Here is a 26,085-nt window from a genome sequence, read left to right on the forward strand (position 1 = left end):
TCCTAGGGACCCGCCTCAGCGCCCACGTCCGGGGACGCGGGAGCAGAACGGGGGATAACGTGGTGCTTTTCGTTGCGCGGGCGTTGCCCCGCCGTACGGCCGGGCCACCGCGAGTGATCGAGGGAAGGGACCCGCGGGATGGGCGGGTCAGCCGCACTCGGGGCAGCGTGCGACATGGCCGCTGAGCGCCCTGGCCATCCGCGCCTTGGTCGACGTCGCATACGTCGCGCTGGCCTTCGCCGACGACCTGCCGGCATGCCGCTCGGAGTGCGCGCTCAGATAGCTGATCTCCCGCTCGTACTCCGCGCGCAGCGCCGCAAACTGCGGGCACGTCCTCATCTGTTACTCCTTGCCGTCGTGCTGGTCTGGCTGCGCAGAGCCGCCAGAACCAGGCTCATGCGCTCGTTTCGGATGCCGGGAAGGTTCTGGTCCCGCAGGATCTTGCGGAGCTGGACTCGGGTCACGGTGTCGTTGCCGTCCCGGTCGAGCAGGGCGGGCACGTGAGGACGGATCAGATCGACCAGCTGGTCGACGTCCCCCTCGGGCGCGCGAGACGGACGCTGCGCTTGCGGGCCGCGGGACCGGCCACTTCGCTTCGCCCTCGCCTTACCCTTCGAGCCCGGCGCCCGGCGCAGGTGCTGACTGTGCCGGTTCCCGGCTGCGGTCCCCGTGGTCGGTTCCCGGCTGCGGTCCCCGTGGTCGGTCCCCGGTCCCCGGTCCCCGTGGTCGGTCCCCGGTCCCCGGTCCCCGTGGTCGGTCCCCGGTCCGCGGTCCCCGTGGTCGGTCCCCGGTCCCCGGTCCCCGTGGTCGGACCCCGGTCCCCGGTCCCCGTGGTCGGTCCCCGGTCCCCGGTCCCCGTGGTCGGTCCCCGGCTCCCAGTCCCCGTGGTCGGTCCCCAGCCCCTGGCGAGCCTGCAGTTCCCCGCCCCCGTTCCAGCCGCTGCCAATGCGGGGCCCGCCGCCGGGGGCCGGGCTGCTCTGTGGGCTCGCTGCGGGGACCGCGGTGGCGGTCTCGCCGGTCGGGTCCGGGGACCAGGGGGAGGAGAGCGGGACCGTGGCGAGCGTGAGGGCGTTGCGGCGGGCGGCGAGCTGGGCGAGCAGTTCGGCGCGCTGGGCGGGGTCGGAGCCGACCGAGGCCCGGCCGATCGCTTTCGACAGCCGCCGGGTCAGGCGCCGGCCCCGTCGGCTCTGGCGTTGTGCGGTGGTGAGTTCGGCGAGCCGGGTGGCGAGGTCCACGGCTCGGGTGGTGGCGCGGTCCCGGGTGATCTGTGCGGCGTCGCGGTCGCGGGTGGCGATGCCGAGGCGGGACAGCAGCCGTTCGCGTGCTTCGCGCCCGAGGGTGGCGACCAGGCCCTTGGAGGCGGCGCCGGGGGTGCGCAGGCGCAGCTCGATGCCCATGGCCAGGTGCCAGAGCATGCCGGCCATGACCGGGCCGACGAAGGCCCGCACCGTGCCGCCGACGATCCCGCTCTCGGCGTAGGCGGGGATGACCTGCACGCCGCTGATGACCCAGACCAGGGTGCCCGGCATGCCGGGGGTGCCCTGGGTGGTCAGGTTCTGCCGGGCCATCAGGGCGGTCGCGAACAGGCCGAGTTCGGCGGCGGCGAACATCGACGCACGTTCGGCGGTGCCGGCTACGTCGAGGTAGTCGGCGGCAAACCGCCAGGAGGTGTCGGCGCTGTAGGCGGTGCAGCCGAGCGCGGCCAGGGCGGCGGCCACCACCGCCTTGTTGCTGGCTCGTTGCTGCGAGCGTCGTGCCCGACGGGCTGCCCAGCCGGTCAGGGCCAGGGCGGTGGCGGCGCCGGGGATGCCGAGGGTGAGGAGGAGGGACGGGTCGGTGACGGCACCGAGGGAGAGGACGGGCTGGGTCATGCGGCCTTTCCGACAGGGGCGCACGCCGACGTCGGCGTCGCCGGGCGGGCCAGGGGCTGCTGCGTAGTGGGCGGTGCGGTCGCGGGCCGGTTCCGCCGGGCCACCGTGGTCTTCTTGGCAGGGTTCTTCCGCCGGGGCACGCCGAGGGTGCGGTCGCGGTCGAAGACCTTGTTGGCGGCCTGCCGCAGCAGGTCCCGGGCGTGCTTGGTGCTGATCTGCAGGGCGACGGCGAGCCGGTCGGGGCGCCATCCGCGGACGTAGGCGTGGTCGATGACGGCCTGCCGCTCGGCGTCGGTGAGGTGGACGTCGCGGCCGTTGAAGAAGGCGGCCACGCGCTGGTAGTCGAGGCGGCGGGGCAGTCCGTCGTGCCAGGGCCGGCGCTCGGCTTCCGTCAGCCCGCCCCAGACGCCTTCTCTCAGGTCGTTTTCCAGGGCGTAGTTGAGGCAGTCGCGGCGGACCGGGCACGGGCCGCACAGCTCCTTGGCGTCCGCGATGGCCTCGTGGTCGCGGGGCAGCGGGAAGAAGGTGGCGTCGGCGTCCTCGGGGTCCATGCCGTGGCACACCCCGTGGGGCTGCCAGCTGGTGTCGCCGATGCCGCGCAGGCCGGTGGCCGGCGAGGTGTGGGTGGTGATGTGGCGCAAGGAAGTCTCCGGTGTGCTGCCGCGTCGGCCGGCCGGAGGGATGGTGGTGGGCGGACGCGGCGTCGGGCGCCTGCCGCGGCACCGGGCAGGGGTGCTGCGGCAGGGCGGGACGATGGTGTTGCGCAGGTGCACCACGCGGTGGTGCACCTGGGAGGGCCGGTCAGGCCATGGCCGTCTGCTGCCGCTGCTGGGCGGCGGCGAGGTCCTTGCGGCCCGGGTGCGGCTCCTTGCGCGGCGCGCTGCCGCGTGCGAAGCCGTCGGGGTCGACGCGCCGACGCCGGCAGGGCTCGCCGACCGGTGCCTCGCACCAGTCGCAGGGCACCGACAGGGCGTCGGGCTCGCCCTGGGCGAGGGCTTCCTCGCGGGCCGCGCGGGCACGGCGGAAGGGCGCGAGGGCGGCGCGGGCCTCCGGCGGGATGCAGGAGCCGACCTGCTTCAGCCGTGCTTTCAGCCTCGGGTTGGCCCGGCCTGCGGTGAGCTGCCGGTAGACGACGGGCTGGGCGGTGCCGGTGGCGACGGCGCGGCGGGTGCCGACCAGCTCGGCGGTCCAGGCCGCCTGGTCGTCGGGGTTGGCCACCGGGGTCGGGTCGGTGTGCCGGTGCAGGCGGTCGCGCTTGTAGCTCTCCCACGGGCGGGCGATGTCCGCGGGCAGGATCTGGTACGGCGAGAGGCGGATGTGGCGGCGGGCGACGACGCAGGCGTCCCAGCCGTGCGGGGTGGCCAGCGGCACGTCCTCCAGCAGCTCGTGCCACTGGGCGAGCTGGTCGCGGGCCTCGTTCTCGTCGGTGCGGATCATGCGGGGGTCGAGTCGGCCGATGTAGGCCAGCAGGGCGGCGATTTCGCGGCGGTCCATGGCTACTCCGTTCCGGTCGGCGTCGGCTCGTTGAGGGCGGCCAGCAGGGCGGCGGTGTGGGCCTCGGAGCGGGTCATGCCGCCCGCCGGGGCGGCCCCGCCACCGGGCAGGGCGTAGAGGTTCGGGCGGGTGGGAGCGTGCTCCCGGGCGATCCAGGCCCGCCAGTCGGCAGCCCAGGCAGCGGCCGACCTCGGTGCGTGCCCGGCACGGTGCGCACGCCACTTCGCATCCGCCGCGAGCAGGCCGTCCTCGCCGAGGCGGTTGAGGTGACCGTGCTGGCGGGCCCAGGTGTGGCTGGCTGGGTCGACCTGCCAGTCGGCAGCCGAGGTGACGGCAGCACCACTACTGCTGCCTTTCCGGTTCACCTTCGGTTCTCTACGGTTCTGGGGGTCGGATTCCGTACCGTGGTGGGGTCGGATTCCGGCCCGTCGAGGGGTCGGATTCCGTCGTGAGGGGCCGGATTCCGCACCGGTCGGATTCCGGCCGGAGGGGTCGGATTCCGTACCCTTCTTCGGCCAGATCCCGTACCGCCGCAGGTCCTTCTCATCGTCGTCGTCCAGCTCCGGCACCGGGTCGGAGTCGGTCGGCGGCTCGACGTACGCCTCCGGGTCCTCGCGTCGCGCGGCGGCGACCTTGGCCAGCCACGCGGCAGCCCGGGGCAGCCGGTAGACCGTGGTGCGCTGCGGGCCCTCCAGGTGGCTCAGGACCTTCAGCTCGCCGCTCTTGTCGAGCGCGACCAGCGCGTCCCGCACCGCCGTACGGGAGGCGTTCGCCCGCTCCACCAGACTCGCCACCGACGCCCAGGCGACGCACTTGTCGTCCGCGACCCGGTCGGCGATCGACAGCAGGACCAGCCGTGCGGTGCCCCGGCTGGAGCTGTGCTCCCACACCCACTCGCGGGCACTGACGCTCATCGGCCACCCCAGGCCGCGACGATCGCGGGGCGCTCGCCGGACGACGGAGCGTCACCGGGAGTACCGAGGCGGTGAGACGTCATGGAGAAGGTGGCAGCCGCGCCGGCCGGATCGTCGGGCCTTTTGCGCAGGGCGGAAGGCATGCAAGAATCCCCTTTGCAGTGTTGCCACGCTGACGCGCCTTGTGGAATGGGGTCAGCGTGGTGATGGTGGGCAATCTCCGCCCCGTCGGGCCTAGCCGGGCCCTGCTCGGAGCGGTAGGCCGCTACGCGTTCGGCGTCCTGGAGTAGCCGCTCCTGGGCGCCGTCGCTGTATGCGGACCTGCGTGAGCTGTCGGTACCCGCCGCGTTCCTCACGTTCGCGGGTGCCCCGGACGGGCTGCCCGGGGGACGACGAACATACGCACGGACCCGTGTCAAGGTCCAGAGTTGGCTCTAGAACTCTGTAGAAGTCGTGCCGGGCAAGGAGTCGGGCGGGGCATGTGGTGATTCCTCGGTGCGCGGTGCGGATGTGCAGTGACGTTTTGTCCGAGTGCGGGCGTGACGGCACGACCGGAGGTAAGCTAGCAGCCCACTCGATCGGTGGAACGAAAGTATCTTCGTTTAGCCTAACGATCAAGTGAGCAGACGCCACGCGCATCTCGCCGAAGAGGAAGGAGTGTTGGATGCCGGCCAGGCTGTTCGACGCCCAGGCCCTCTTGCTCGCACGCCGAGCCCTGGGCGCCAAGCAGAGCGACGTGGCGAAAGAGGTCGGCGTCAGTGCCGCCCGCGTCAGCGCCTGGGAGAAGGCCCGGTCGGTACCGGACCCTGAGAAGCTGCCCCGCCTGGCCGCGGCCGTCCGCAAGGATCTCGATGAGCTGTTCCCCCGGAAGGGGCGACCGGATCTGGCGGACCTGCGGGCCGATGCCGGCTATTCCCAGAGCGCGACCCGCGCGTTGACCGGGACGCGGACGCCTGGGCCGGTGGCTGCAGCCGAGAACGGGCAGCGGCGGCTGAGCAGGGAGTATGAACAGCGGCTCGCTGATGCCTACGGCGTCAGCGTGGACGTGCTGCGGCGAGCGCAGGAGCGGTCCTTCGGGCACGACGTGCCCGAGCCGGACGAGTCGCCGGAGGCCGCCTCCGTGGAGGCGGCCGTGCTGCCGACCACGCTCGCGGGCAAAATCGCCTACCAACTGGGCCGGCTGCCCGCGCCGATGACCGACGCCGCCCTCGCCGCACGGGGCAACGGTTTGGTTGGGGCGGAAGTCCTCACGGCGGACCTGGTGCGCGGTCTGAGGACCGGTGCGGTGGTGAGCGCGCCCGACGAGGTCCTCCGGGCTCTCGCAGAGGCCCTGGACACCACGCCTTTGATGTTCAAGCCCGGCGATGCCGGCGTCGAGCGGGTGATCGCTGAGACCTTGGTGCTGAGTAACCAGGTGGCCGCCATCGCCGCCCGCGGAGGCGCGGAAGCAGGGCTGTCCGCAGAGCTGCTTGCGTTCATCCACAAAGAAGTCGCCAAAGCCCGCACGGAAGCAATCGCCCCCCGGGGCCACCGGGGCTGACGCCGCTGTCGCGGTCTGCACGAGAGGGGGCGTCGGGGGACCGCCCGCACTAATCCGCGTGGAGTCAGTGCAGGCAATCACACCGCCAGCAGAGGTCCCCGGACGCTGTTAATGACCAACACATCCGCCGAGACTGCGAGCTGGCGCGCACACCCCACCTGAAACGCAGCCAGTTTCCCTTGGGGTGAAGCCATTTGCGGAAAAGTGCTGTGAACGCGCGCTGCTTAACGCCCTGTTGGCTCGGCCGGAATGATGGCCATCAGGCGGCAGGAAGGAAGTTCTATGGGAGTGAGAGCCATGAAGCGCACGGCGAACTCCTGCCCGCCTTGCCTCGGCAGGTAGAGCCGGCGGAGCCGGTGTGATACCGGGTGAGTGACATTGATTGGCAATTCGGGGGAATTCCAGAGTTTTCGGGCGATCGGGTCGCGGTGCACAACCTCGATGACCTCTTGGAGTCGCTGGTCGCTGCGGTACTGCTCGGCGTGCACGCGCAGCTGCGCCATCATGGGGAAAGCCCATTCCTCCTGCCAGTTGATCAGCTGCGTGCGCGCCTCGGGCCAGGTAAGGGCCCACTCCATCACGTTGAGGCCGTACGTCATCCAGGGGAAGATTTCCAGGATTGCGGGGTTGTGAACCAGGACGTCCCAACGATGGTCGTTGACGTAGAGGGGCCACTTCTCGCTGTGGATGACGAGGTCACGGACCGAATCGGGTAGCAAAGCCGTCAGCGGACTGACGGGGGCCTCGGCGGGCGCGTGCCCCCGGGTGAGGCGGTAGACGATGTGCCACTCGTCCGTAGTCAGGTCGAGGATGCGCCGTACCGCCTGCAAGAAGGCGTCGCTGTAGTTCGCAGGGCGGCCGGATTCCAAAGCGCTGTACCAGCGGCGGCTGACGCCGGCCAGTTTCGCGGCCTCCTCCTGTGTGATCCCGGGCCGTGATCTGCCCCCAAACGCCGCACTGAACCCCGGGATGTCTGATGTGTCACGGCGTGCGCGAGCTTGCCGCAGAATGCGGGAGATGGTTGGTGCCTCTGCGGCCTTACCATTCATAACGTTCCTATAACGCTCGGGGTGGGATCTATGTCACACACCCGCGTGGGTCTGCCGCCCCGCACGGCTACACGCTCTGAGTCAAATGCCGAATGAATTCAGCGAGTTGACGTCCAGCCTGAATTAGTGACCTCACGTCGGTGGGTGGTCTAGTCCATGATACTGGGAACTGCCAGTTCTCATGAGCGGGATAAGCGCTGCTACGGCTTCCCATTCCTCGCGCATCTCCGGTCTTAAAGTCGCCGACACAGCCGCTGCCGGCCTCCTTGAACCGGCCACTCGCGCATCTCGATCACGGAAAGGATCACCATGTCCCGCTCGACACCGATCGCTTGCGGAATCCGTGGGATCGGTCGCCCCACGGTGCTCGTGTCCACTGGCGTGGGGCACAGGCTCGCCTTCACGTGCCGCACCGGACATCGCCCGGTAGGACCGGACCTGCGCGCGAAGCACTCCGAGGCCACCGGCCCCGAGCACATCCTCACCGGCACGAACGAGGCCGTAGCTGCAGCTGCCTCCTACGCCACGTGCGCCGCAACGGCGGCCGGCGGCGGCCTCCTGACGGGCGCTGACCCTGCCTGAGAGGCGTTGAACCGCGTTCGACAAAGCCATGGGTAGTGCAACGGGGGGCAAGGAGACTATGACGCACGATGTGGTGGACGAAATCGCCGGAGCGCGGTCGGGCTCCAGCTGCCGCCGGCCACGCCGGTTCAGGCAGCCGCCCACTCAGCCGGCGCACGCTACGTTACGAATGTCGGGCGCTGCTCGCGCAGATGCCCGTGCCGCGGCCCTTCACGCTGGACGGCCTGATCGCCGGGATCGAGGCCGAACGCGGCCGGCGAATCAAACTCGTAGCCATCCCTGACTACCTGCTGGCCGGTACCGATGTCTGTGGTCTGTGGCTCCAGCTCGAAGACGTGCCGGTCGACTTGATCATGTACGTCGGGGGCACGACCGCCTTCCACCGGCAGAGGATCATCCTTCACGAGTTGGCCCACCTGTGGTGCGACGACACAACGGAGGCCAGCCTCGAGCAGCTCGCCGGCCTCCTGCCGGACTTCCCGCCCGATCTCCTGCAGAGGCTGACCCAACGCGGCCGGATCATGACCCGGCACCGCTACGACTCCGTCGTTGAGCGTCGCGCCGAGATGCTCGCCGATCTGCTGCGCCACGAAGCCTATGACGTCGACTACATCGAAGACGCCACCCTCAGGCATCTCGATGAGGACCTGTCCAGGCCGAACTTCGCTCCCCGTCCTCGCCGCTCAACCACCGAAAAGAACCGTGTCCTTCTCTGAAGCGTTTGTCTCGTTGATCACCGGCCTCCTGCTGCTGCAGGCAGCCGTCCGCTTCCCCGCCGCTCTCCGTGGCCGGCACCGGGGCCGCTCTCTGTCGGGTGCCTTCGCATGTTTCGCCGCCGCCTGGTGGCTGCGCACCGACAGCGGTCGCTTCGTCGTCAACCACCTCGGCGTCAACGACCTGCCCACCCTCCTCAAGCACGCCCTGGCGATCGTCGGCATCTGCGAACTGCTGACCTATGTCAGCGACGTGTACCACGACGAGGACGCCAACGCGCGCCACATCAAGATCACCTCACTGGTCCACCGTGCAGCGGCTCGTGCCTCGCTGGCGACCGTGCTCTGTCTCGCCACCGTGTTCTTCCTGGCCCTGGACCGCTCGAAAACCTTCGCCGACAGCCCGCACTTCGTAGGACGGCACGTCGGCGAACCCGGCCTGATCCTCTACCTCGGCCTGTTCTACATCTACACAGGTGCAGCCGCCGCCGTCTGCGCCTACCAGTGGGGACGCGCCGCGCGCCTCGCCGCCCGCAAGAGCCTGCGAACCGGCCTGACCATGATGGCCCTCGGCATGACACTGCTGGTTCTGTACGCCGTCCTGCGCACTGTCTACGTCGTCGCCATCACCGTCCACCCGGCCCTTGCGAGGGCCGGCTCCCTGCAGGAACACATCACCGACGCCTTCCTGTACGCCGGATTCCTGCTGTGGATGCTCGGCTCCATCACGCCGGCCACTCACGCGCTCGCCGCCAGGTGGCGCGCCACCAAGGCACTCGTCGCACTGCACAACCTGTGGCGCGACTTGGTCCTGGCCGTCGACGGCATCGCCTTGCATCAGCCCAGCATGGTCCTCGGCGGGCGCCGCGCCGCCACCGTCATCAACATGCTGCGGGACATCTTCTCCCACGACACCACCCCGCAGATCCGACTCGGCCGCTACGTCACCGAGATCCGCGACGCCACCCACGAGCTGCGTCGCCGCGCCCCGGCAGACCTCTTCCATCGCGCCCGACGGCTCGCCGAAGCCCAAGGCCACACCGGCGAGGACGCCGACGCCGCAGCCGAGGCGTACTGGCTCAGGGCGGCGCTCGCTACCGCCGACGCCCCCGCCGGAGCGCCCGTCGCCTACCACACGGCCAGTGACGACTTCGCCTCCGAAGTGCCCTGGCTCCAGCGTGTCGCCCGCGTATACCGCCACGCCGGCCCTCACATCCACCCCGTGCTGGACGCTCGGCCTCCAGCCCCCGTCCCAGCAGCGTAAAGAGCACACCATGAACCTGACCGCTTCAGCCGCCGCCATGTTCTGCAACGAGGACAGCGAGGTCCTCATCGTCAAACCGACCTACAAGGACTACTGGAACCTGCCCGGCGGAAGAGTCGACATCGAGCGCGGCGAGACTCCATACGACGCAGCCGTCCGCGAGGTCCGCGAAGAACTGGGCATCACCCCGCCCATCGGCCGACTGCTGACCCACGCCTGGATCACAGTCCCCGGCAAGGGAGCACAGATCCTGTACATCTTCCGTGGCGGCATCCTCAGCCGGAAGGACCAAGAGGCCATCACCTTGCAGGAGAGCGAACTGAGCGAGTACCGGTTCTGCCACCCAGAAGAGGAGGCTGGCCTTATCCCCCCTCATCTGGACGACGTGTGGACGGAGACGTGCATCGCCGCCGCAACGAAGCGAATCGCATACGTTACGGGGCCCGTGTGATCGCTACGGCGAACCCCGAGACACAGCAACCGCGTTGCCGCCTGCCGATCTCGGTGGGGCCTTCCTCGAAACCGCTACGGGCGCCCACCCGGTTGGCCCCACCAGGTTGCCAACACGTCACATACGAACCTTCACGCCGCTTCTGTGCAAGTGCTGCTGAACGTCGGTGACGGACGTGAAGAGGTGTGCTCGCAGGCCGGCTGTCGCTGCCGCCTTGACGAAGGTGGGCTCGTCGTCGAAGTAGAGGAGATTGCCGGGCGCGATGGCCATGCGCTCGGCGGCAAGCCGGTAGGCGTGGGGGGAAGGCTTGTCGACACCGAGGTCGGCGGAGGGCATCACGTGGTCGAAGGTGATGCCGTGGTGTTCGAGGTCGGCGTGCAGCGCGTCGGTGCAGTTGGACAGCACGCCGACGGGGAGCTGCTCGCGGATCAACGGAAGCAGTTTGAGCATGTCCGGGTCCGCTTCACCGCGGTCCTGGCGCCAGGGGGCGAGGGCGTCCCGGACGTGCTCTCCGTAGTCGACCGCGAGGCGGTCGGCGACGTCATCGGCCCACTGCTGGTCGGTGAAGACGCCGACGCGGGCGAGCCTGTAAGAGGGGTGCTGGTAGGCGTAGCGGTCGATGGTTCCTTCGGGCAGGTCGGCGAGTTGCTCGCTGAGGCGGGCGCCGCTGTTGCGCCAGTGACGGAACAGGCCGTTCATGTCGAACAAGACGCCCTGGATGGACGACGGTGTCATGGTGCAGTGGCTCCTTCGGGACTGGTTCGGTTCAGTTGGCGCGGACTGATGCGTAGAGGGCCAGGTACTGGTCGGTGGTGCGCTGCCAGCTGTACGTGCTCTCGACGTGCGAGCGGGCGTTCGCGGCGCGGCGGCTCAGCTCGTCCCGGTTGGTGAGTGCGACCGTGAGGGTGTCCGCGAGCGCGGCGGGATCATCGGGCGGGACCAACCAGCCGTCTGCATTGGGTCCGTCGGGGGTGATGATGGTGGCGGGACCGCCGGTGTTGGTGGTGATGGGCGGAGTACCGCACGCCTGGGCTTCCAGGTAGACCATTCCGAACGGTTCGTTGACGGCCGGGGCGACCATCAGGTCGCCGCAGTTCAAGCCCAAGGGCAGTTCGTCGTGGCCGCGCCAGCCCACAACGTACACATCGTCGGCGATGCCGAACTTGGCGGCCAGGTTTGCGGGGTGGTCGCCTTCGTACTCCCCGGGGTAGCCGCCCCATAGCAGGAGCGCCGGCGCGGGGTCGAGGCGCGTGCGGACGGCGGAGAACGCCTGCAACAGCACGGGGACGCGTTTGAAGTCAAGGTAGCGCCCGATCCAAAGCAGCAGGGGACGCAGACTGCCGTCGGGCAGACGCAAGCGGTGCAGATCCCGGTCGGTGTAGCGGATGCTGCCCGGTTCGCCACCGGGGGCCCAGCCGCGGGGATCTTCAACGAGCCAGTGGCGCAGGTGCTGAAGGCGCTGGTCGGTGTCGAGGGTCAGGGGCCGGAAGGAGTGGGTGTCGACTCCGTTCGCAACGACGGGGATGTCCTTGGTGAGGTGCAGCAGGCGGGCGGCGAGCGCCTGGTCGTGTTCGGAGACGGCGACGAGCTGGCCGGCGTCGCGGGCGGCCTGACGCAGACGGGGGAGCCAGTAGCCGCTGTGGGTCCATTTCTCCCAGGCGGTACCGGCCAGCAGCGCCCGGTCCTCGTCGTTGAACCCGGCAGTCATGGCCAGGTGGTCGGCCTCGGTGTCCCGGTGCGGGTTGTTGCTGTGCAGGAGCTTGCCCAGGTCGCTCAACGAGCGACCGGTGCGGGCGGCGAGGGCCAGGCGCTCCCGCATCGCAGCGATGATCTTGAGTTCGGTGCCGTGCAGGGTGGTCAGGCGCGGGATGCCGGGGTAGGCGGTGCGGGCGCTGGTCTGCAAATGGCTGAGGTGATGCAGGTGCAGGAGGTCTACCTCGGTGCTGCGGTGGTCGGTCAGGTGCCGGGTCCAGGCGCGGGTGAGATGCCCTGCGGCCATGGGCGGCACGGCGCTGAACAGCGGGTCGGGGCAGGTACCGCGATCCTCGTAGGAGGGGTGGTGGGGCAGATCGGCCAGCTGCGGGTTGTCCCCGCGCTTCCAGGCGGCGAAAGAGTCGTTGTAGTCGAACGGTTTCAAGCGCAGGCCGCGGTAGAAGGTCGGAGCGTGCGAGAAGTCACCGGCCTGCCCGAGGGAGCCGGCGTGCAGGCGGGTGGCGTGTCCTCGGGCGTTCAGCTCCTGCAGGAGGTAGCGAACCACTTGGGCGCTGCCGCCGCGTGGGTAGAAGAGGACGGCGGTGTCCACGGAAAGAGGCATGGGAGTTCCCGGGCGTAGTGGTCAGGGAGGCGCGGGGCGCCGGGTCAGGGGGTGTCGATGATGAGCGGCTGGGCGCCGGAGAGGCGGCCGGCCCAGTAGCGCTCGTCGGGGTGCTGGGGGGCTCGGACGGTGGCGGCCAGGACCTGGGCGAGATTGTGGCGGTCGCGCAGCGGCACCGGATCGGTGAAGGCGATGGTGCGGGTGTCCTCGCGCAGGGCGTAGGGCAGGCCGCTGCGCCCGAGTCGTTGCAGGTGACGGTCGATGGCATCCCGGGTCAGCCGACTCTCCTGGTGAACCGCGGCCCGGCAGCGCTCGCGCTGGGTGGCAGGGCAGCGGTTTCCGCTCAGGCAGGTCGGGGAGCGGTGCACACCGGCGCGGTCCTGACGGCCGAGGACGTAGGCCAGCGCGCAGGAGTTGGTCTGGTAGACGGGGTAGTCGCCGTAGCGGTCCGGCAGCCGGCGCAGCCAGTCCCATGCCGCGCGGGGCCAGACCGAGTCGGCGGACTGCGGATCCAGGCCACGGGTGGCGAGCTGGGGCCACAGACTGGTGATCTGCTCCAGCGCGCTCGGTTTGACCTTGGTCCCGACGGTGACGGAGCACTGGGCGTACTGGCTTGCCAACTCCAGGACGTCGTGTAGGACGTCGGACTGGCTGTTCTGGGGGAGGAAGGGTCGCCAGTAGTGGATGACGGGGATGCCGGCCGCGTGAAGATGGGGGAAGTTGGCGCGCAGGGCGTCGTGCTGGATGCCGCGTTCGACCGCGGAGTCCAAGCCGGAGTAGCTGAGGTAGACCAGAACCGGCAGCCCGGCGGCGCGGGCGCGCTGGATGCGGTCGATGACCTTGTCCGGGATGTGGCACTTGGTGATCAAACACACCGGATTGCGGACCGGGGAGTCGGCCAGGACGTCGAGCATGCCGGACAGGTGGGCCGCGGTGCTGCGGGTGGCCAGGGCGTCGGTGCAGGTGTAGAGGGCCAGGACCAGGTCGGGGTGGTAGTAGCGGTGCGCCAGCAGCTGGTCCAGGGTCTCCTCGGGGCTGGCGAGCACGGTGGGTTTGACCCGGGTGAGGTTCAGGTCCTGCAGGTAGCAGTAGCCGCAATCGCGGTTGCAGCCCTGGACGGGGTTCACGGCGAGCCAGGTGTCGTGCTGGTCGATGACCGGTTCGAAGTGGGGGAGAAGGCTGGGGGACACGAGTCTCCTGGTTCTTGGGCCGCTCCCGGCTTGGGGCGGTCCAAGAAACAGGAGCGGCTCAGGTAGTGGTGTTGGGTTCGGCGGTGGCGTCGAGGCGGTGGACCAGGTCGCGCAGGACGGGTCCGTACTCGGCGTGGGCCAGGGCGTGAGCCATCTGGGCCACCAGGTAGTCGGCCGGGTTCCCGGTGTCGTACCAGGTGCCTTCGATGACCTGCCCGTAGACGGCATGGTCGGCGGCGTAGGCGTTGATCGCATCGGTCAGGTAGACCTCGCCGACCGGCCGGCCGCTCTCGCGGGCCTCGTACCAGCGGCGGGTCTGCTCGCGCAACTCGTCCACGATGCGCGGGGTGATGACGTAGCCGCCGATGGCCGCGAACGCGGACGGTGCATCGGCCGGCTCGGGCTTCTCCACCAGGCCGGTGATGCGCAACTGGCCTTGGCCCAGGTCCTCCTTGACGATGGGCACGCCGTAGCGCTGGGAGTCGCCGGGATCCATGGGCAGCAGGGCCAGGACCGGGCAGCCGGTCTGGTCGTAGGCACGGATCAGCTGCTGGGCGCGCGGCACTTCGGCGACGAAGACATCGTCGGGCCACAGGACGAGGACGGGCTCGTCACCGAAGGAGCGGGCCGCGTTCAGGACGGGGGTGCCGTTGCCGTACGGGCCGTGCTGGTCGAGGTAGGTGATGTGGCCCCGGCGCGCCAGCTCGGCGACCTCTTCCACCGCGTCCGCGTACGCGGCCTTGCCGTCGGCCCGCAGTTGGGCGACGAGTGCGGGATTGGGCCGGAAGTGGTCCTGGATCAACGACTTGCCGCCGGAGACGACGATGGTGATGTCGGTGATCCCGGAGTCCACCAGCTCCCGCACCGTGTGCTCAACGACGGGCTTGTCGCCGACCGGGAGCATCTCCTTGGGGATCGCTTTGGTCAGAGGCAGCAGACGGGAGCCGAGTCCGGCGGCGGGGATCACGGCCCTGCGGATCGTCGGGGACATCAGGTCTCTCTCGGTCGATCGGGGCGCCGTGCCGGCCGGAACGGCGCATCCCGACGCTACCAATGCCCACCGGCGCCCCGGACTGTTCCCGGCCGCCGCCACCCGCCCGGCCGGTCAGTGGCACAGGAAGGTACCGGTGTACTTGGTGACCGCGAAGTACCCGTCCTCCTCGATCGCCGCGATGACCTGGGTACGAACGCGGTCGCGCAGCTCAGCGAAGAACGCCTCGTTGAGCCGGGCGTCGGGCTCGGAGGACGCGCAGCAGTGGTTGTGACCGACCGTGTAGAAGCGCATGAACGGTTCGGCGTCGGTGAAGCGGAGCTGGTCCTGCCACACCACCTTCTCGACGTGCCCGAACTGCCGGCCGAGGATGCCGGCGCCGTTGTCCAGCGACAGCCGGCCCTTCGGGGTGGCCTTGAACAGGTGCCGGGGGGCGTCCATCGCCTTCAGGGCGGTGAAGTGGACGTCGTACATCTCCAGCATGCTGTCGGGGCGGTCGGTGGTGAGGTGGAAGATCCCGCCGGGCCGCATGACTCGCCGCACCTCGGTGAAGCAGCGGTCGAGGTCGGGTACGTAGTGGATCATGTAGTTGGCCATGACCCGGTCGAAGCTGTCCTCGTCCAGCATGGACAGCTCGTCCGCGCTGCTCTCGATCCACGTGCAGGGCGTTGCGGTGCCACGTAGCCGGAGCCGGGCGGCTTCCAGGACCGCGGGGGCGATGTCCAGGCCGGTGATGGTGCCCTGGGCGAGGTGCGGACGCAGGTGCTCCAGGATGAAGCCGTTGCCGCAGCCCAGGTCGAGCAGGTCCTCGGTTCCGGTCAGCCGCAGGTTGGCGATCATGTGGTCGATCATCGACGTCGGGTTGGTGCGGAAGCGGTTGTGCACGTTCTGCTTGACGTCGAGCATGCGGGTGTCGTTGAAGAAACGGTCGCGGGCGGTGTCGGCCGAGAACACGAAGTGGTCCTCGGGGATCACCTGCTGGGCCAAGGCGTCGAGTTCGGGCGTGCGGAAGTCGGGCTCGGTCTTCATGGTGGGCCTCTCAGCGAGAAGAGTCGTGGACTGCGGGTAATGGCCCGTCGGGCGGGGTGGTGGGCCACTTGGTGCCCACGTACTTGTGCGGAAGCAGGCCGCCCAGGTGGCTCAGTTCCATGCCGCTGCCGGGCGGGTGGATGACGGCGGCCAGGTCCGGAGCGTGGTCGAGGAGGAGTTCGCGGCACAGTCCGCACGGTGGTACGACGCGGGCCTTCGGCGGTTCGCTGGGCTTGGGGTAGCGGACCGCGGCGACCGCGACAAGGCCGGCGTTCGCGGCCAGCCGGGCGGCGGACAGAGCACTTGCCTCCGCGCAGACCGCCGCCCGGCCGATCATGGCGTCCAGATGCAGTCCCACATGGACACCGCCGTCGGCGTCGAGGATCGCGGCGGCGATCTGGTGGCGCGCGAGCATATAACGGCGGCTGATCACCTCGAAGGCGCTGGAAACAAGCAGCCGGATGACCCGGTCGGTGCACCCGGCGGCCGGATCGGGCACCACCCTGGCGTTCACCCCGCCTCCTGCAGAATGGGGGCGTCGCGGTGGATCTGGGAGGGCTGCGGGCCGCGCGAGCCCTGGTACTTCCCGTCGTAGAGGGTGATCTCGCCCAGGGTGCGCCAGAAGGTGACCTGACCGAGGAGGTCTCCGGCATGGACACGGACCGGCTGGACCGCGCGGAGCTGGAAGGTCACCTGCCCGAAGGAGCCGATGTCGATCAGGTCGGCCGTGCAGTGCACGTAGAGACCGAGCCGGGCCGCGCCCGAGCGGGAGTGGATGAGCGGCACGTAGGCGTTGCTGCCCAGCACCTCCACACTGGCGCCGAGGTAGATCCGGTCGGGCCGCAGCACGAACCCGTCCTGCGGAATCAGCACCGTCCGGTGCGGGTTGGGCCGGTGCGTGTCCAGGACGTCACCGGTGTAGCAGACAAGTTCGCTGCCCAGAGTCAGGTCGTACGAGTTGGTTGACAGGTGCTCCTTGTCGTACGGCTCCAGCCGCAGACGACCCTCGGCCCGCTCCCGGTCGATCTCAGGACCGGTCAAGATCACGTGCCCACTCCCTTCTTGGTTCAGAAACGGTGCTGCTCAGCTGGCGGCGAGCAGGCCGGGCGGCGGCACGCTGGCGTCCGAGCGGTGCCCGAAGGTGCCGAGGTAGGGAAGGACCGCACCGGCGGTCTGCCAGAAAGTGACCTGGCCGATGTCCATGCCGGCGTAGACGCGGACGGGCTGGGTCGCTTCCAGCTCCAGCGTCCAGCGGTGCTTCGAGCCGCGGTGCCCGAGGTCGGCGCTGTACTGCAGATACAAGCCGAGCCGGCCGAGCGAGGAGCGGCCGATCAGCCGCATCGCGTACTCGCTGCTGCCCAGGACCTCCATCGTCGTACCGAGGTACACCGTGCCCGGCTGCAGCACGATGCCCTGCGCCGAGATCCGGATCTCCTTCAGCTCGTGCTCCGCGTGGGTGTCGGCGACCGGCGTCCGGTGCACCTTCAGCGTCCGGCCCAGCCGGTAGTTGTAGGACTGCGGGTTGAGCCGCCCGGGCGCGAACGGCTCGATCGTGATCGCGCCCTCGCGGCACTGCCGTGCGATCTCCAAGCCGGTGAGGATCACCGCAGTACCTCGGACACGATGCCGGCGGCCTGGGCCCGCAGGTCCTCCAGGGAGCCGGCGTTCTCGATCCGCCGCCACTCCGGGCCCCTGACCGGGGCCTCGGTGCTGTGCTCGTCGTCGCCAACGGCCAGATCACCGCGCTGTGCCCGGCGCTGCACCCGAATGTCGTCCGGTGCCGTTACCTTCACCAGGCGAAATCCGAGCGCGAGGACCGCCTCCGCGTCCGGCGCCCGCATGTCGTCGCAGATCAGCACCGCCTGCGGGCAGTCCCCCGCCGCCTGTTGCACACGGGCGGCGAAGGGCACGGTCAGCGCCTCCGGGTTGATCCGCCTCACCGCCGAGCCCAGCGCGTTCAGCAGCGGCCCGTCCTGAACCGTGTTGTCCAGCAGCGGCCGACCCGCCAACGCATACACCAGGGCCTGTACGTCGTACAGCGGTGCACCGAGTTTGAGGCGGCGCACCGGTGCTCCGGCGCGCTCGCACTCCTCCGCCAGCAAGCCCGCGAGCGTGCTCTTGCCCGCACCCGGTTTGCCGTGCAGGGCGATTTTCCGCACGGGGATACCTCCTTTCAGCCAAGGGAACAACCCGGCCACCGGAGCCCGTGAGAACGCTGTACCTTCATGCTCTGCGTTGCGCCCCACGGCGGTGGTCCGTGGCTGCGATAGTGGCCAGCCGCACCATCCCCGCGGAAGGGATCCGCTGTCCGCACCCGTCCGCAACCCGATGCCGCCGCAGCGCTCTCCCCTCCACTGTTGCACCTCATCCATGCAGGTCAACGCTGTCCGCCCCGTGTCCGCACCCTTCCAGCGGACACCTTTGTGCCACGGAGGTTGTGATGCCGGGATCCTTCGCTGAAGAACTGCGCCGACTGCGCGGCGAGCGGTCCCTGCGCGATGTCGCGAGGATGGCCCACTGCGGCAAAAGCACCGTCGGCGACCTCGAATCCGGTCGCCGCTCACCCACCGTCCGCTTGGCGCGGGCCCTGGACACGGCGCTTGGCGGTGACGGCACACTGGTGGAGCTAGCCGAAGCCGACCTTGAGCAGAAGAACGCGCGCGGGAAAACACCAGCGACGCCGGTCCAGGACGTTGTGGAGGTCTTCCCGCCGGGATGGGATGACGACGACGTGCTGCGCAGGAATCTCCTCAAACTGAGCGCGGTCGGCGCGGCGACCGCCGCCCTGGCCGGCCTGACGCCCGATGACAACCCCCTGGAAGGAACCAGTGACGACCTGCTCGTGGCCCATCAGGACTTACGCGCCGTCCATGGCCGAATCGACAACCTTCGAGGGGCACAGGCCGTCTACAGCGCCGCCCGCGACCACCACGACCAGATCCGCGGATGGCTCGCCCGCACGAGCAGCGAGACCGAACGCCACCGCCTTAACGCCCTGGCCGCCGACACCGGAGGATTCGTCGGCTTCCTGACCTACGACCTCGGACAGGCCGAACTCGCCATCACCCACTACCGGGACGCCGCCGCCCACGCACAGCGAGCCGGGGACGTCTCTTCCTGCTGCAACCTGCTCGGACAGACCAGCCGCGTCCTGGCCGACCTCGGCCACCACGACAAAGCACTGGCACTCGCCGACCACGCCCTCCACCTCGCCGGCACCCAGGCGCACCCAGCCGTCCGCTGCTGGCTCCACGCCATCAGGGCACACCACCACGCCTGCCTCACCGAAAGCACATCAGCGCACAGCGACCTCGACGCCGCCTGGAACCTCCTCGGCCACACCGAAGATGGCGAAAAACCGCCCTACATCGGCTACCTGAACGAAGCCGAACTGAACAAATGGACGGGCCATACCGCCATCCGGCTCGCCGACTCCCGCCCGGTGTCGGTCCGTACCGGCCTGCGCGCCTTGGACGCCGCACGTTCCAACTGGCCGGCCCGTCTGGTTCGCGGCAAGGCAGAAGTGCTGACGGCCAGCGCCAGAATGTACATCGCGCACGGTGAACTCGGTGAAGCCAGCCGCTTGGTCGACAAGGCCATCACTATCGCCACCACCACAGGCTCGGCACGCAACCTGCACGCGGCTCTGGACACCCGCACACTGCTCGCCCGAAGCACAGGATCATCGGTACTGGAGTGAACGGCCGGGACTCGACGGAGTGGGATTCGCGCTCCCCAAGGGCTCTGCATGCGTGTACCACCTGCGGCACCGTGCGGTCACGGGTGGACAGCGTGGTGGTTGGGCATGGTGTCCGCTGCGACTACTCGGTCGTGGCCTCGGGACTTGCGGCCTGGTTGGCCCACGCGCGGGCGGCGGCGAGGTCGTCGGCGGTTCCGGCAGGGACGTAGGCAAAGCCGTCCCATTCCTCCAGGGCCCGCGGCTCGTCCGGGCGGAGGTGGCTCGCGCCGCCGTGCAGCGGCCGGTGCCGGCGCCAGACCTCCATCGGGGCCCGGCGTCGCTTCTCGTACGCGGCTAGTGGGTCGCCGGCGTCGACGCGCGGCACCATGCGAGACGGCTGGTTTGGCGGGCCGGGTCGCGAGTGTTTGCCCATGGTCCGATGGTCTCAGGCGGCGACGGTGGTCGGCCGGGCCGTGGCGAGATCGGCCGCGCGGGTACGGATCTCGTTCACCGCGGTGGTCCGGTACGGGCGGGCGGCGTCCAGCAGCGTGTTCAGCCGGGAGGCGACCAGGGTGGAGTCAACCCGGGTGGCCTCATCGAGCGCCTGGTGGGCTGCGGCGGCGGCCCGCTCCGGCTCGCCCTCGGTGAACAGCGCGGCGGCCAGGCCGATGCGGTCCATGACCTTCACCCGGTCGAAGCCGGGCCTGCGCAGGGCGAGTGCGTCGGTGAAGTGGTCACTGGCGAGTTGGTTCCGGCCGATGCCGGTGAGGTCGCGGGCGGAGACGGCGCGGGCGCCGGCGTGCTCGGCGGCGTCGAAATACGCCACCCACTCCGGGACGTCGCCCAGGCCGTCGGCGAGCAGCTCGTCCGCGGCGCCGAGGTGCTCCTCGGCGCTTTGCTCGTTGCCGAAGGCGGCGTGGACCCGCCCGGTCTGCGAGGCGACCAGCGCCTTGACTGCAGGCAGCCTGGCCTTCTTCGCGGCGACGCCGAGGAGACCGAGTGCATCGCCGGGGTGACCGAGGTAGATCATCTGGTGGGACATGCGGGTGACGATCTCCACCCCGCGGTCCGGTTGCCCGGCCTCGGAGGCCGCGTAGATGCCGTACGACCAGTACCGCTGCGCTGTGGCGTACCGGCCGCAGTCGTGGCTGACCCACCCGGCCAAAGCTGCAAGGCTGGCGGTCGCTGCGAACACCCGGGCCTTGAGCGCGGGCGGGACGCCGTCCTCGATGCGGCTCGCAACTTCGGCGAGCTGGGCGACGATCGCCTTGCGGTACAACCCTCCACCCTTGGAGGCGTCGGACTTCGTGAAGAACTCGGTGACCTCCTCCAGGGCAGCTGTAGTGTCCTCGTCAAAGCCCTTGGTGGCGCGGCCCAGCCGACGGGCTGTGCCGCCCAGCATCTGCTCGGCGGCCAGGATCAGAGGAGCACCGAGAGCGAGCTTGAGGGTGTCGCGGCGGTGGAGGAAGAGGTCCATCTGCGTCCATCCGGCCAGGGTCTGGGCGGCTGCCTCGGTCAGCAGCGGGAGCTGGATGCTGTCCAGGGTGGGCCCGGCGACCGCCAGGCCCAAGTCACCCGGCGTGAGCGGCTGGCCAACCGCGTCCGAGATAACGGCCGCCAGGAGGGACGGGACCGGTGGGCGGGGGCGTTCGCCCTCGATCCACCTCCTTACCCGGGTCGCATCGGGCGCGATCTGCAGGTGACCTTGGGCTTTCGCTAATGCGGCGATGCGGCGGGCGATCTCCCCGTGGGACAGGCCGGTGGCCGCGATCCTCAGTGCGAGGTGCGGATTGCTCGATCTGCTCGGCACCGGTGCTTCCCCTCTCCGACTCCCGTATTACGGAGCGCGACTTATTCGCCACGGTTCGCGACACCTACGGTACTGGTCAGGGCCTGGCCAGGGGCGGATTCTGCTGAGGCGGTAGCCGTCCCGGCTATCCGCATGAGGCAAGGGGAAGGGTGAACACATGACGATGCTTGTGCCCCCAGCTCAGGCTCCGTGGGCGATGCGGCTGGTCACCGACCGGCTCCCGGTCGGCCCGCCTTCGTACGCCGCGGTGACGCTCGACCCGATGACGCAGACCGCCCGCTATACCGACGCGGGTGGCCAGGTCGTGGAGATGGGCAAGCACGGCACCAACAAGCCGAAGGGGACCGCGTCGGTGTCCGGCGGCGGTGACGGACAGACCCCGCAGACGCAGACACAGGACGACAACACCACCGACTACGAATCGGACTGACGCGATGACGGCTCCCCTCGTCCTGGTCATCACGTCTTTAGAGGACGTCACCGCGGACCTGGTCATCACCGCGCTAAACGAACGTGAGGTGCCCGTCGCCCGCGTTGACCCGGCCGACATCGGACCGGACCTGGTCTTTGGCGCCCACATCGGCGCCGGGGCGCCGGCCTGGACCGGAAGGCTGGTCACCCCCAGCCGCGAGGTGGAGCTGGGGGAGGTGGCGGCGGTGTACTACCGCCGCCCCACCCCGTACTCCGTCCGGTACGGCCACCTGCCCGCCCAGCAGCGGGACTTCGCCGCCGCTGAGGCCCGCCACGGGCTCAGCGGCATCCTGAACCACCTGCACGGCGCGACGTACGTCAATCACCCCGGCGCGGTGACGGCTGCGGACTTCAAGCCTGCCCAGCTTCAGACCGCGACCCAGCTCGGCTTGGCGATTCCGCCGACGCTGGTCACCAACGACACCGAGGCCGCCCGGAAGTTCGCCGCCGACCACGGCCCCGTGATCTACAAGACGTTCCGCGGGCTGCCGCGCGATGAGAACGGGCACACCGGCGCGATCTGGGCCCAGCGCGTGGCCCCAGAGTCCTTCGATGACGCCCTCACAGTGACCGCCCACCTGTTCCAGGCGGAGATCCCCAAGACCGGTGATGTGCGCGTGACCGTGGTCGGCCGCCGCGTGTTTGCCCAGCAGATCGCCGCCCCGGACGGCGCGCTCGACTGGCGCCGCGGTGACTGGGACCAACTGCTGCACACGCCCATCGCGGTGCCGCCCGTCGTGGAGTCGGCGCTGCACAGTTATCTGGCTGCGTTCTCCCTGGTCTTCGGCTGCTTCGACTTCGCCTTGACTGGCGACGGCGATCACTCGGAGGACTGGGTGTTCATCGAGTGCAATCCGAACGGCCAGTGGGGCTGGCTGCCCGACGCTGGCGACATCACCGTGGCCTTCGCCGACATCCTGAGCACGAGCACGGAAGGAGGCGGAGCGCGATGATGCCCGCCGACCTGGAGACCGACGCCGCCCGTCTACGCGAGGCGATGGTCAACGTTCTCGCCGCCGACGGCTTCCTTGCCGATCCCGATTGGAGGGCGGCGGTCGAGAAGGTACCCCGGCACGCTTTCGTGCCGGGCTTCTACCTGCCCGCCGGCGAGCGCGACGGGCAGGGGCTGACGGTGTGGGAGCCGGTCACCGCCGGACTCGACTATGGCCGGTGGCTGGCCGCGGCGTACTCCGACACGACGCTGATCACGCAGTTCGACGGCGACGAACCGGGCTGGGAGGCTCCCACGGTGCGGCACGGCGGGGCACCGACCTCCTCGTCCACGCTGCCGTCGTTGGTGGTGCGGATGTGGGAGGACGCGGACGTGCAGGAAGGACACACGGTGCTGGAGATCGGTACCGGCACCGGTTACTCCACCGCGCTGGCGTGCGAACGGCTCGGGTCAGGCGGGGTGACGTCGATCGAAGTCGACCCGCACCGACTCGACCAGGCGGCCAGCGCACTGTACTCCCTGGGGTACACGCCCACCCTGGCGGTGGCGGACGGGCTGTACGGGTACTGGCCGGAGGCGTCGTTCGACCGGATCGTGGCCGCCTGCTCCTTCCGCGCCGTCCCTACCGCGCTGCTAGCGCAGGCCCGGCCGGGCGGGAAGATCCTGCTCACCCTGTCCGGCTGGCTCTACGGCTACGCCCGTGTCCTGCTCACCGTGAACGGTGACGGCACCGCCGATGGCCGATTGCTGGGTGGCACCGTGTCCTTCATGTCCGCCCGCACCCACGCGGCGCCGGCGTTCGGCAACCCCGCCCACTGGGCCGCAGGGCTCCACGAGACTAGCCGGGCGACCCGGCACTCCCCGGAGCGGATCACGGCCGCGACCGATGAAGCGTTCCACATGCGGTTCCTCGCTCAGTGCGCCGTCCCGGACGCGCAGATGACGACCGTCGGCGACATCGTGCACCTGGTCGACGTCGTAACTGGATCCGCCGCCACCCTCACACCCGGCGAGGAACGGTGGGAGGTGCGCGAAGCCGGCCCAGTCAAGTTGTGGGAGCGGATCGAGCGGGTGCTGTCGGCGTACGACGAGGCGGGCCAGCCGGGACCGGAGACGTTCACCCTGCACGTCTACGACGGCGGGCAGCACCTCCGGCACCCGCGCCTGCCCAGTCTGCCTCTGCCTAGGCCCTGACGGGCCCTGGACGCGCGCTGCCGCTGCAGTGGGATGCTGCGCGGGGTGCTCCGAATACTTCATGGCAGGTCGCATCCCTTAGCTGTTCTCGTGCACCCAGGGCGCGACCACGTGCGGCAATTCGTTGGTCAACACGCGGTCGTCCTCCGTAAGCCAGCCGAGAGCAGCCCGAAGGTCCGTACAGTCCAGACGGGGTCGACAGGCCGGTTGCCGGCCGCGAGATCGCCCGCTCCGGCCCTGATATGACCGGCAGGCAAGCCGAAGTGCCGGGCGATCATCAGGCCGATCTGGCACTGGGTGAATCCCAGCTTCGCACTCCAGTGGTGTACAGGGTCCGCAAGCCGGCCCTGCAACCGCGCGGTGACGAGCTGGCGGCACACCTGCGCTGCCTCATCCGCATGCGTCGGGTAACCGATACAGACATCGTCCAGTTCAACGGTGTTGCCGGAGCTGACTCGATGGGCGATCTGGGTGACGGTCGACTCGGCCGCGTACTCGACGGGCCCGTACAGCTCCGGAAACCGCAGGATGACCGCCTTGGGGTAGGCCGTGCGGACCATGTCCTCGCCCAGGACTTTCAAGCGCCCGTAAAAGCTCAGCGGTCTGCATCGGGAGGAGGGCCGGTACGGGGGAGCGATGCCGTCGAAGACGTAGTCGCTGGAGATATGGAGCAGGTGCGCGCCGTGATGGCGGGTCGCCTCCGCGATGAACCGCGCTGCCTCCACGTTCAGGTCATGGGTCCGCGCGGGCGCCGCAGTCCAGACATCTGGGTGCCGTTCTCCGAGGCAGTTCACCACGACGTGGGGCCGTGCGTGGTTGAGGGCGCTCCACACGGCGTTGCTGGAGGTGGCGTCGACCGTGATCAGTCCAGGGCGCTGCCGGGAGAAGCTGGTACCCGTCACGTGGCTGTCAGCGAAGGCGCGCATCACAGCACGGCCGATGAGCCCGGAAGCGCCGAAGATCAGTACGCGCATGGGTCAGCCGGTCACGTGGGTGCTAGGGGAGTGGGTGTTGCTGGGCAGCGCTGTGTCCGATCGGACGTGCCGTGGTGGATCGGCGAGGGCGGGCAGCGCTCGTTCGACGGCCTCGCGGAAGTCGGCCAGGCACCAGCCTCCGCGGTACATCGTGGCCCGCAGGTCAGCGATGAGGAGAGCTTCGCGCGTGGGGCTCTCGGGGTCCACGGCGTACAGGCCCCGTGTTTCTCCCGGGAACTGGTTGCGGATCAGTCCTTGGAGCATGAGGCGGGTTGTGGCATGAAGCACTACGGTCTCTGAGACACGGAACTCGGTGGCGAGCTGGGCCAGAGGCGGCAGGCGGCTGCCCGGTGGGTAGACCGGCTCGGGTGCGGCCAGCCGCGTGCGCATGGTGTCCGCGACGCGGTCGATGGCAGTTGGCGCGGGCGTCTGATCCGGCGGCGGTGAGCCGGGAGCAAGGGCTAGGTAGCTCCGGGATTTGTCGACCCGCACGAGTCCTTCGGTGCTCAGCACGCTGAGAGCGGCGCGCGTCAGCATCGGCGATGTGCCGAAGCGCTTGGTCAGCTCAGCCGGCTTGAGTGCGGCTCCGGCCGGCCAGACGCCAGCCCTTAGCTCCTCGCGCAGGATGACGAGGATCGGCTCGCCTGGGGTGGGCATCAGCTGGTCTTCTCTCGTAACGGGCGGTTGCAGGGGGCTGTGGCGCTGGTGAGGTCGGGGACAGGCAGCAGCCAGGGCGGGCGCGGGCAGGGGGCGGTCACGGCAGCTCCAGCAGTGTCCTGGTGAGCCCGCTGGTCAGTTGCTCCGCCTGTTTCACGGAGAGTGGGCCAAGGACGAGGAGGTGGTCCATGCAGTTGTCGCACAGGTCGCCCCGGGAAGGGTACGCGCTGACATCGACCGGGTTCCCGGTCAGCTTGTCGTTGAGGAACCGAGCGAAGGCGTCGGCGGCAATGTACAGATCGAGAGGTGATTTCACGACCAGCTTGGCGTCGCGGTCCCCGAGGGCTGCCTGCACTTTTCGAGCGTCGTCCAGCGTGAGCTGTATGCCCTTGACCTGGCCGCGCCGGCTGTAGACGGCAGCGGGGTCGTAGAAGCCGTGCCCGCGCATGACCGCGGTCAGCTCCCACGCCTTCTTCAGCGGTTCCGGCAGCGTGGCTATGACGGTATGGACCAGCTTGTTCACGTCTTCGGCGGTGCGCAAGCTGATGACCACGGCTGGGCCGACGGTGCGCTCTTGCTGTTCGACGTACGCCTGCACGCCGGCCCTGGCCAAAACGGCTTTCACGATGGTGACGGCATCGGGGTCAGAGGCATCGGTGCCGGGTACGGCCAGCACGTCCCCGTCGCAGGACACTACGTGGACCCAGGGTGCGGAGTCGGGCAGCAGATGGTGGACCCCGGGGATGTCCTGCAGAAGGTTTCGAAGACGCCTGACGGCATCGCCGAGTGCCTCTTGCGGGTCCGGAGGCGGGGTGGAGTCGGTCTGTGAGATCGAGTCGGGCATGTTGGGCACCATTGATCGGGAGCTGCGAACGAGATACGAGCGCAGCGGGGACGCGCTGCCGGGCTGGGCCGACGAAGGGTGAGACCAGGCGGGGCGCTGTGG

General features: G+C 69.6%; 28 protein-coding genes. 8 read left to right on the forward strand and 20 right to left on the reverse strand.

Annotated features, from left to right (window positions below; translation table 11 throughout):
• Positions 1 to 147: 147 nt before the first annotated feature.
• The 5 genes from ACZ4W9_RS32935 to ACZ4W9_RS32955 all read right to left on the reverse strand — a co-directional run bounded on the left by ACZ4W9_RS32935 (position 148) and on the right by ACZ4W9_RS32955 (position 4,279).
• Positions 148 to 339: a hypothetical protein gene (locus ACZ4W9_RS32935; protein WP_467941963.1), complete on the reverse strand. Its 192-nt coding sequence runs from the start codon at positions 337 to 339 to the stop codon at positions 148 to 150.
• Positions 336 to 1,871 (reverse strand): ICP22 family protein, encoded by a 1,536-nt coding sequence (locus ACZ4W9_RS32940; RefSeq protein ID WP_467941965.1) that lies wholly within the window; start codon positions 1,869 to 1,871, stop codon positions 336 to 338. The genes ACZ4W9_RS32935 and ACZ4W9_RS32940 overlap by 4 nt, the downstream gene beginning before the upstream one ends.
• Positions 1,868 to 2,512, reverse strand: coding sequence for a WhiB family transcriptional regulator (locus tag ACZ4W9_RS32945; RefSeq protein ID WP_467941967.1), 645 nt, complete (start codon positions 2,510 to 2,512; stop codon positions 1,868 to 1,870). The genes ACZ4W9_RS32940 and ACZ4W9_RS32945 overlap by 4 nt, the downstream gene beginning before the upstream one ends.
• Positions 2,513 to 2,672: 160 nt before the next feature.
• Positions 2,673 to 3,365 carry a zinc finger domain-containing protein gene (locus ACZ4W9_RS32950; protein WP_467941969.1) on the reverse strand — a complete coding sequence of 231 codons (693 nt, stop codon included), beginning with the start codon at positions 3,363 to 3,365 and terminating at the stop codon, positions 2,673 to 2,675.
• Between the two features lie 2 nt (positions 3,366 to 3,367).
• Positions 3,368 to 4,279 carry a helix-turn-helix domain-containing protein gene (locus ACZ4W9_RS32955; RefSeq protein WP_467941971.1) on the reverse strand — a complete coding sequence of 304 codons (912 nt, stop codon included), beginning with the start codon at positions 4,277 to 4,279 and terminating at the stop codon, positions 3,368 to 3,370.
• Positions 4,280 to 4,943: 664 nt separating this feature from the next.
• On the opposite strand from ACZ4W9_RS32955, the gene ACZ4W9_RS32960 reads away from it, so the two are divergent.
• A complete protein-coding gene (locus tag ACZ4W9_RS32960) occupies positions 4,944 to 5,819 on the forward strand; it encodes a helix-turn-helix domain-containing protein (protein WP_467941973.1) in 876 nt (291 codons plus the stop codon).
• Positions 5,820 to 6,043: 224 nt separating this feature from the next.
• On the opposite strand, the gene ACZ4W9_RS32965 is transcribed toward ACZ4W9_RS32960, so the two are convergent.
• Complete coding sequence (locus ACZ4W9_RS32965; RefSeq protein WP_467941975.1) at positions 6,044 to 6,868, reverse strand: MmyB family transcriptional regulator; 825 nt, start codon at positions 6,866 to 6,868, stop codon at positions 6,044 to 6,046.
• A gap of 650 nt (positions 6,869 to 7,518) precedes the next feature.
• Here ACZ4W9_RS32965 and ACZ4W9_RS32970 point away from each other — a divergent pair.
• Genes ACZ4W9_RS32970 through ACZ4W9_RS32980 form a run of 3 tightly spaced genes read left to right on the forward strand, consistent with a single transcriptional unit; the run spans position 7,519 to position 9,878 of the window.
• The gene (locus ACZ4W9_RS32970) at positions 7,519 to 8,166 is read left to right on the forward strand and encodes a hypothetical protein (protein WP_467941977.1); all 648 of its coding nucleotides are present in this window, start codon (positions 7,519 to 7,521) and stop codon (positions 8,164 to 8,166) included.
• Positions 8,153 to 9,427 carry an MAB_1171c family putative transporter gene (locus tag ACZ4W9_RS32975; protein WP_467941979.1) on the forward strand — a complete coding sequence of 425 codons (1,275 nt, stop codon included), beginning with the start codon at positions 8,153 to 8,155 and terminating at the stop codon, positions 9,425 to 9,427. The genes ACZ4W9_RS32970 and ACZ4W9_RS32975 overlap by 14 nt, the downstream gene beginning before the upstream one ends.
• Positions 9,428 to 9,437: 10 nt before the next feature.
• Positions 9,438 to 9,878: an NUDIX domain-containing protein gene (locus ACZ4W9_RS32980; RefSeq protein ID WP_467941981.1), complete on the forward strand. Its 441-nt coding sequence runs from the start codon at positions 9,438 to 9,440 to the stop codon at positions 9,876 to 9,878.
• 117 nt (positions 9,879 to 9,995) lie between these two features.
• Here ACZ4W9_RS32980 and ACZ4W9_RS32985 read toward each other — a convergent pair whose 3' ends face one another.
• The 9 genes from ACZ4W9_RS32985 to ACZ4W9_RS33025 form a co-directional block, all read right to left on the reverse strand.
• Positions 9,996 to 10,613, reverse strand: coding sequence for an HAD family hydrolase (locus ACZ4W9_RS32985; protein ID WP_467941983.1), 618 nt, complete (start codon positions 10,611 to 10,613; stop codon positions 9,996 to 9,998).
• Between the two features lie 31 nt (positions 10,614 to 10,644).
• Entirely contained in the window at positions 10,645 to 12,192 is a 1,548-nt protein-coding gene (locus ACZ4W9_RS32990) for a glycosyltransferase family 4 protein (RefSeq protein ID WP_467941985.1), read from the reverse strand.
• A gap of 44 nt (positions 12,193 to 12,236) precedes the next feature.
• On the reverse strand, positions 12,237 to 13,382 hold the full coding sequence (locus ACZ4W9_RS32995; protein WP_467941987.1) for a hypothetical protein: 1,146 nt from the start codon (positions 13,380 to 13,382) through the stop codon (positions 12,237 to 12,239).
• A gap of 58 nt (positions 13,383 to 13,440) precedes the next feature.
• Positions 13,441 to 14,373: a UTP--glucose-1-phosphate uridylyltransferase gene (locus ACZ4W9_RS33000; RefSeq protein WP_467941989.1), complete on the reverse strand. Its 933-nt coding sequence runs from the start codon at positions 14,371 to 14,373 to the stop codon at positions 13,441 to 13,443.
• 114 nt (positions 14,374 to 14,487) lie between these two features.
• Positions 14,488 to 15,402, reverse strand: coding sequence for a class I SAM-dependent methyltransferase (locus ACZ4W9_RS33005; RefSeq protein ID WP_467941991.1), 915 nt, complete (start codon positions 15,400 to 15,402; stop codon positions 14,488 to 14,490).
• 10 nt (positions 15,403 to 15,412) lie between these two features.
• A complete protein-coding gene (locus ACZ4W9_RS33010; protein ID WP_467941993.1) occupies positions 15,413 to 15,916 on the reverse strand; it encodes a cytidine/deoxycytidylate deaminase family protein in 504 nt (167 codons plus the stop codon).
• Positions 15,913 to 16,449 (reverse strand): dCTP deaminase, encoded by a 537-nt coding sequence (locus ACZ4W9_RS33015; protein WP_467941995.1) that lies wholly within the window; start codon positions 16,447 to 16,449, stop codon positions 15,913 to 15,915. The genes ACZ4W9_RS33010 and ACZ4W9_RS33015 overlap by 4 nt, the downstream gene beginning before the upstream one ends.
• A gap of 36 nt (positions 16,450 to 16,485) precedes the next feature.
• Positions 16,486 to 16,992, reverse strand: a complete 507-nt coding sequence (locus ACZ4W9_RS33020; protein WP_467941997.1) for a dCTP deaminase — start codon at positions 16,990 to 16,992, stop codon at positions 16,486 to 16,488.
• A gap of 11 nt (positions 16,993 to 17,003) precedes the next feature.
• Positions 17,004 to 17,561 carry a nucleoside/nucleotide kinase family protein gene (locus tag ACZ4W9_RS33025; RefSeq protein WP_467941999.1) on the reverse strand — a complete coding sequence of 186 codons (558 nt, stop codon included), beginning with the start codon at positions 17,559 to 17,561 and terminating at the stop codon, positions 17,004 to 17,006.
• Between the two features lie 281 nt (positions 17,562 to 17,842).
• Here ACZ4W9_RS33025 and ACZ4W9_RS33030 point away from each other — a divergent pair, with 281 nt between their 5' ends.
• Complete coding sequence (locus ACZ4W9_RS33030; RefSeq protein ID WP_467942001.1) at positions 17,843 to 19,102, forward strand: helix-turn-helix transcriptional regulator; 1,260 nt, start codon at positions 17,843 to 17,845, stop codon at positions 19,100 to 19,102.
• A 121-nt stretch (positions 19,103 to 19,223) separates the two neighbouring features.
• Here the strand turns inward: ACZ4W9_RS33030 and ACZ4W9_RS33035 are convergent, their stop codons facing one another.
• A complete protein-coding gene (locus ACZ4W9_RS33035) occupies positions 19,224 to 19,469 on the reverse strand; it encodes a DUF6087 family protein (protein ID WP_467942003.1) in 246 nt (81 codons plus the stop codon).
• A 57-nt stretch (positions 19,470 to 19,526) separates the two neighbouring features.
• Entirely contained in the window at positions 19,527 to 20,891 is a 1,365-nt protein-coding gene (locus ACZ4W9_RS33040; RefSeq protein WP_467942005.1) for a Tat pathway signal protein, read from the reverse strand.
• 157 nt (positions 20,892 to 21,048) lie between these two features.
• On the opposite strand from ACZ4W9_RS33040, the gene ACZ4W9_RS33045 reads away from it, so the two are divergent.
• Genes ACZ4W9_RS33045 through tgmC form a run of 3 tightly spaced genes read left to right on the forward strand, consistent with a single transcriptional unit; the run spans position 21,049 to position 23,508 of the window.
• Positions 21,049 to 21,321: a putative ATP-grasp-modified RiPP gene (locus ACZ4W9_RS33045; protein ID WP_467942007.1), complete on the forward strand. Its 273-nt coding sequence runs from the start codon at positions 21,049 to 21,051 to the stop codon at positions 21,319 to 21,321.
• A gap of 4 nt (positions 21,322 to 21,325) precedes the next feature.
• On the forward strand, positions 21,326 to 22,315 hold the full coding sequence (tgmB, locus tag ACZ4W9_RS33050; RefSeq protein ID WP_467942009.1) for an ATP-grasp ribosomal peptide maturase: 990 nt from the start codon (positions 21,326 to 21,328) through the stop codon (positions 22,313 to 22,315).
• Positions 22,312 to 23,508 (forward strand): ATP-grasp peptide maturase system methyltransferase, encoded by a 1,197-nt coding sequence (gene tgmC / locus ACZ4W9_RS33055; protein ID WP_467942011.1) that lies wholly within the window; start codon positions 22,312 to 22,314, stop codon positions 23,506 to 23,508. Before tgmB ends, tgmC begins: the two co-directional genes overlap by 4 nt.
• A 128-nt stretch (positions 23,509 to 23,636) precedes the next feature.
• Here tgmC and ACZ4W9_RS33060 read toward each other — a convergent pair whose 3' ends face one another.
• The 3 genes from ACZ4W9_RS33060 to ACZ4W9_RS33070 form a co-directional block, all read right to left on the reverse strand.
• Complete coding sequence (locus ACZ4W9_RS33060) at positions 23,637 to 24,482, reverse strand: dTDP-4-dehydrorhamnose reductase family protein (RefSeq protein ID WP_467942013.1); 846 nt, start codon at positions 24,480 to 24,482, stop codon at positions 23,637 to 23,639.
• Positions 24,483 to 24,485: 3 nt separating this feature from the next.
• Positions 24,486 to 25,139 (reverse strand): GntR family transcriptional regulator, encoded by a 654-nt coding sequence (locus tag ACZ4W9_RS33065; protein ID WP_467942015.1) that lies wholly within the window; start codon positions 25,137 to 25,139, stop codon positions 24,486 to 24,488.
• Between the two features lie 97 nt (positions 25,140 to 25,236).
• Positions 25,237 to 25,983, reverse strand: a complete 747-nt coding sequence (locus tag ACZ4W9_RS33070) for a hypothetical protein (protein ID WP_467942017.1) — start codon at positions 25,981 to 25,983, stop codon at positions 25,237 to 25,239.
• Between the last annotated feature and the right edge of the window lie 102 nt (positions 25,984 to 26,085).

The sequence above is a fragment of the Streptomyces sp. NPDC029296 genome, from assembly GCF_055569255.1.

Excerpts from the sequence above, each read along its gene's own strand:
- ACZ4W9_RS33005 (WP_467941991.1), bottom strand. The coding sequence starts at position 15,402 with ATGAAGACCGAGCCCGACTTCCGCACGCCCGAACTCGACGCCTTGGCC.
- tgmB (WP_467942009.1), top strand. The coding sequence starts at position 21,326 with ATGACGGCTCCCCTCGTCCTGGTCATCACGTCTTTAGAGGACGTCACC.
- ACZ4W9_RS32990 (WP_467941985.1), bottom strand. The coding sequence starts at position 12,192 with ATGCCTCTTTCCGTGGACACCGCCGTCCTCTTCTACCCACGCGGCGGC.
- ACZ4W9_RS33030 (WP_467942001.1), top strand. The coding sequence starts at position 17,843 with ATGCCGGGATCCTTCGCTGAAGAACTGCGCCGACTGCGCGGCGAGCGG.
- ACZ4W9_RS32985 (WP_467941983.1), bottom strand. The coding sequence starts at position 10,613 with ATGACACCGTCGTCCATCCAGGGCGTCTTGTTCGACATGAACGGCCTG.
- ACZ4W9_RS33065 (WP_467942015.1), bottom strand. The coding sequence starts at position 25,139 with ATGCCCACCCCAGGCGAGCCGATCCTCGTCATCCTGCGCGAGGAGCTA.
- ACZ4W9_RS32980 (WP_467941981.1), top strand. The coding sequence starts at position 9,438 with ATGAACCTGACCGCTTCAGCCGCCGCCATGTTCTGCAACGAGGACAGC.
- ACZ4W9_RS32955 (WP_467941971.1), bottom strand. The coding sequence starts at position 4,279 with ATGAGCGTCAGTGCCCGCGAGTGGGTGTGGGAGCACAGCTCCAGCCGG.
- ACZ4W9_RS33000 (WP_467941989.1), bottom strand. The coding sequence starts at position 14,373 with ATGTCCCCGACGATCCGCAGGGCCGTGATCCCCGCCGCCGGACTCGGC.
- ACZ4W9_RS32940 (WP_467941965.1), bottom strand. The coding sequence starts at position 1,871 with ATGACCCAGCCCGTCCTCTCCCTCGGTGCCGTCACCGACCCGTCCCTC.
- ACZ4W9_RS32965 (WP_467941975.1), bottom strand. The coding sequence starts at position 6,868 with ATGAATGGTAAGGCCGCAGAGGCACCAACCATCTCCCGCATTCTGCGG.
- ACZ4W9_RS33070 (WP_467942017.1), bottom strand. The coding sequence starts at position 25,983 with ATGCCCGACTCGATCTCACAGACCGACTCCACCCCGCCTCCGGACCCG.
- ACZ4W9_RS32935 (WP_467941963.1), bottom strand. The coding sequence starts at position 339 with ATGAGGACGTGCCCGCAGTTTGCGGCGCTGCGCGCGGAGTACGAGCGG.
- tgmC (WP_467942011.1), top strand. The coding sequence starts at position 22,312 with ATGATGCCCGCCGACCTGGAGACCGACGCCGCCCGTCTACGCGAGGCG.
- ACZ4W9_RS33045 (WP_467942007.1), top strand. The coding sequence starts at position 21,049 with ATGACGATGCTTGTGCCCCCAGCTCAGGCTCCGTGGGCGATGCGGCTG.
- ACZ4W9_RS33060 (WP_467942013.1), bottom strand. The coding sequence starts at position 24,482 with ATGCGCGTACTGATCTTCGGCGCTTCCGGGCTCATCGGCCGTGCTGTG.
- ACZ4W9_RS32950 (WP_467941969.1), bottom strand. The coding sequence starts at position 3,365 with ATGGACCGCCGCGAAATCGCCGCCCTGCTGGCCTACATCGGCCGACTC.
- ACZ4W9_RS32970 (WP_467941977.1), top strand. The coding sequence starts at position 7,519 with ATGTGGTGGACGAAATCGCCGGAGCGCGGTCGGGCTCCAGCTGCCGCC.
- ACZ4W9_RS32960 (WP_467941973.1), top strand. The coding sequence starts at position 4,944 with ATGCCGGCCAGGCTGTTCGACGCCCAGGCCCTCTTGCTCGCACGCCGA.
- ACZ4W9_RS33035 (WP_467942003.1), bottom strand. The coding sequence starts at position 19,469 with ATGGTGCCGCGCGTCGACGCCGGCGACCCACTAGCCGCGTACGAGAAG.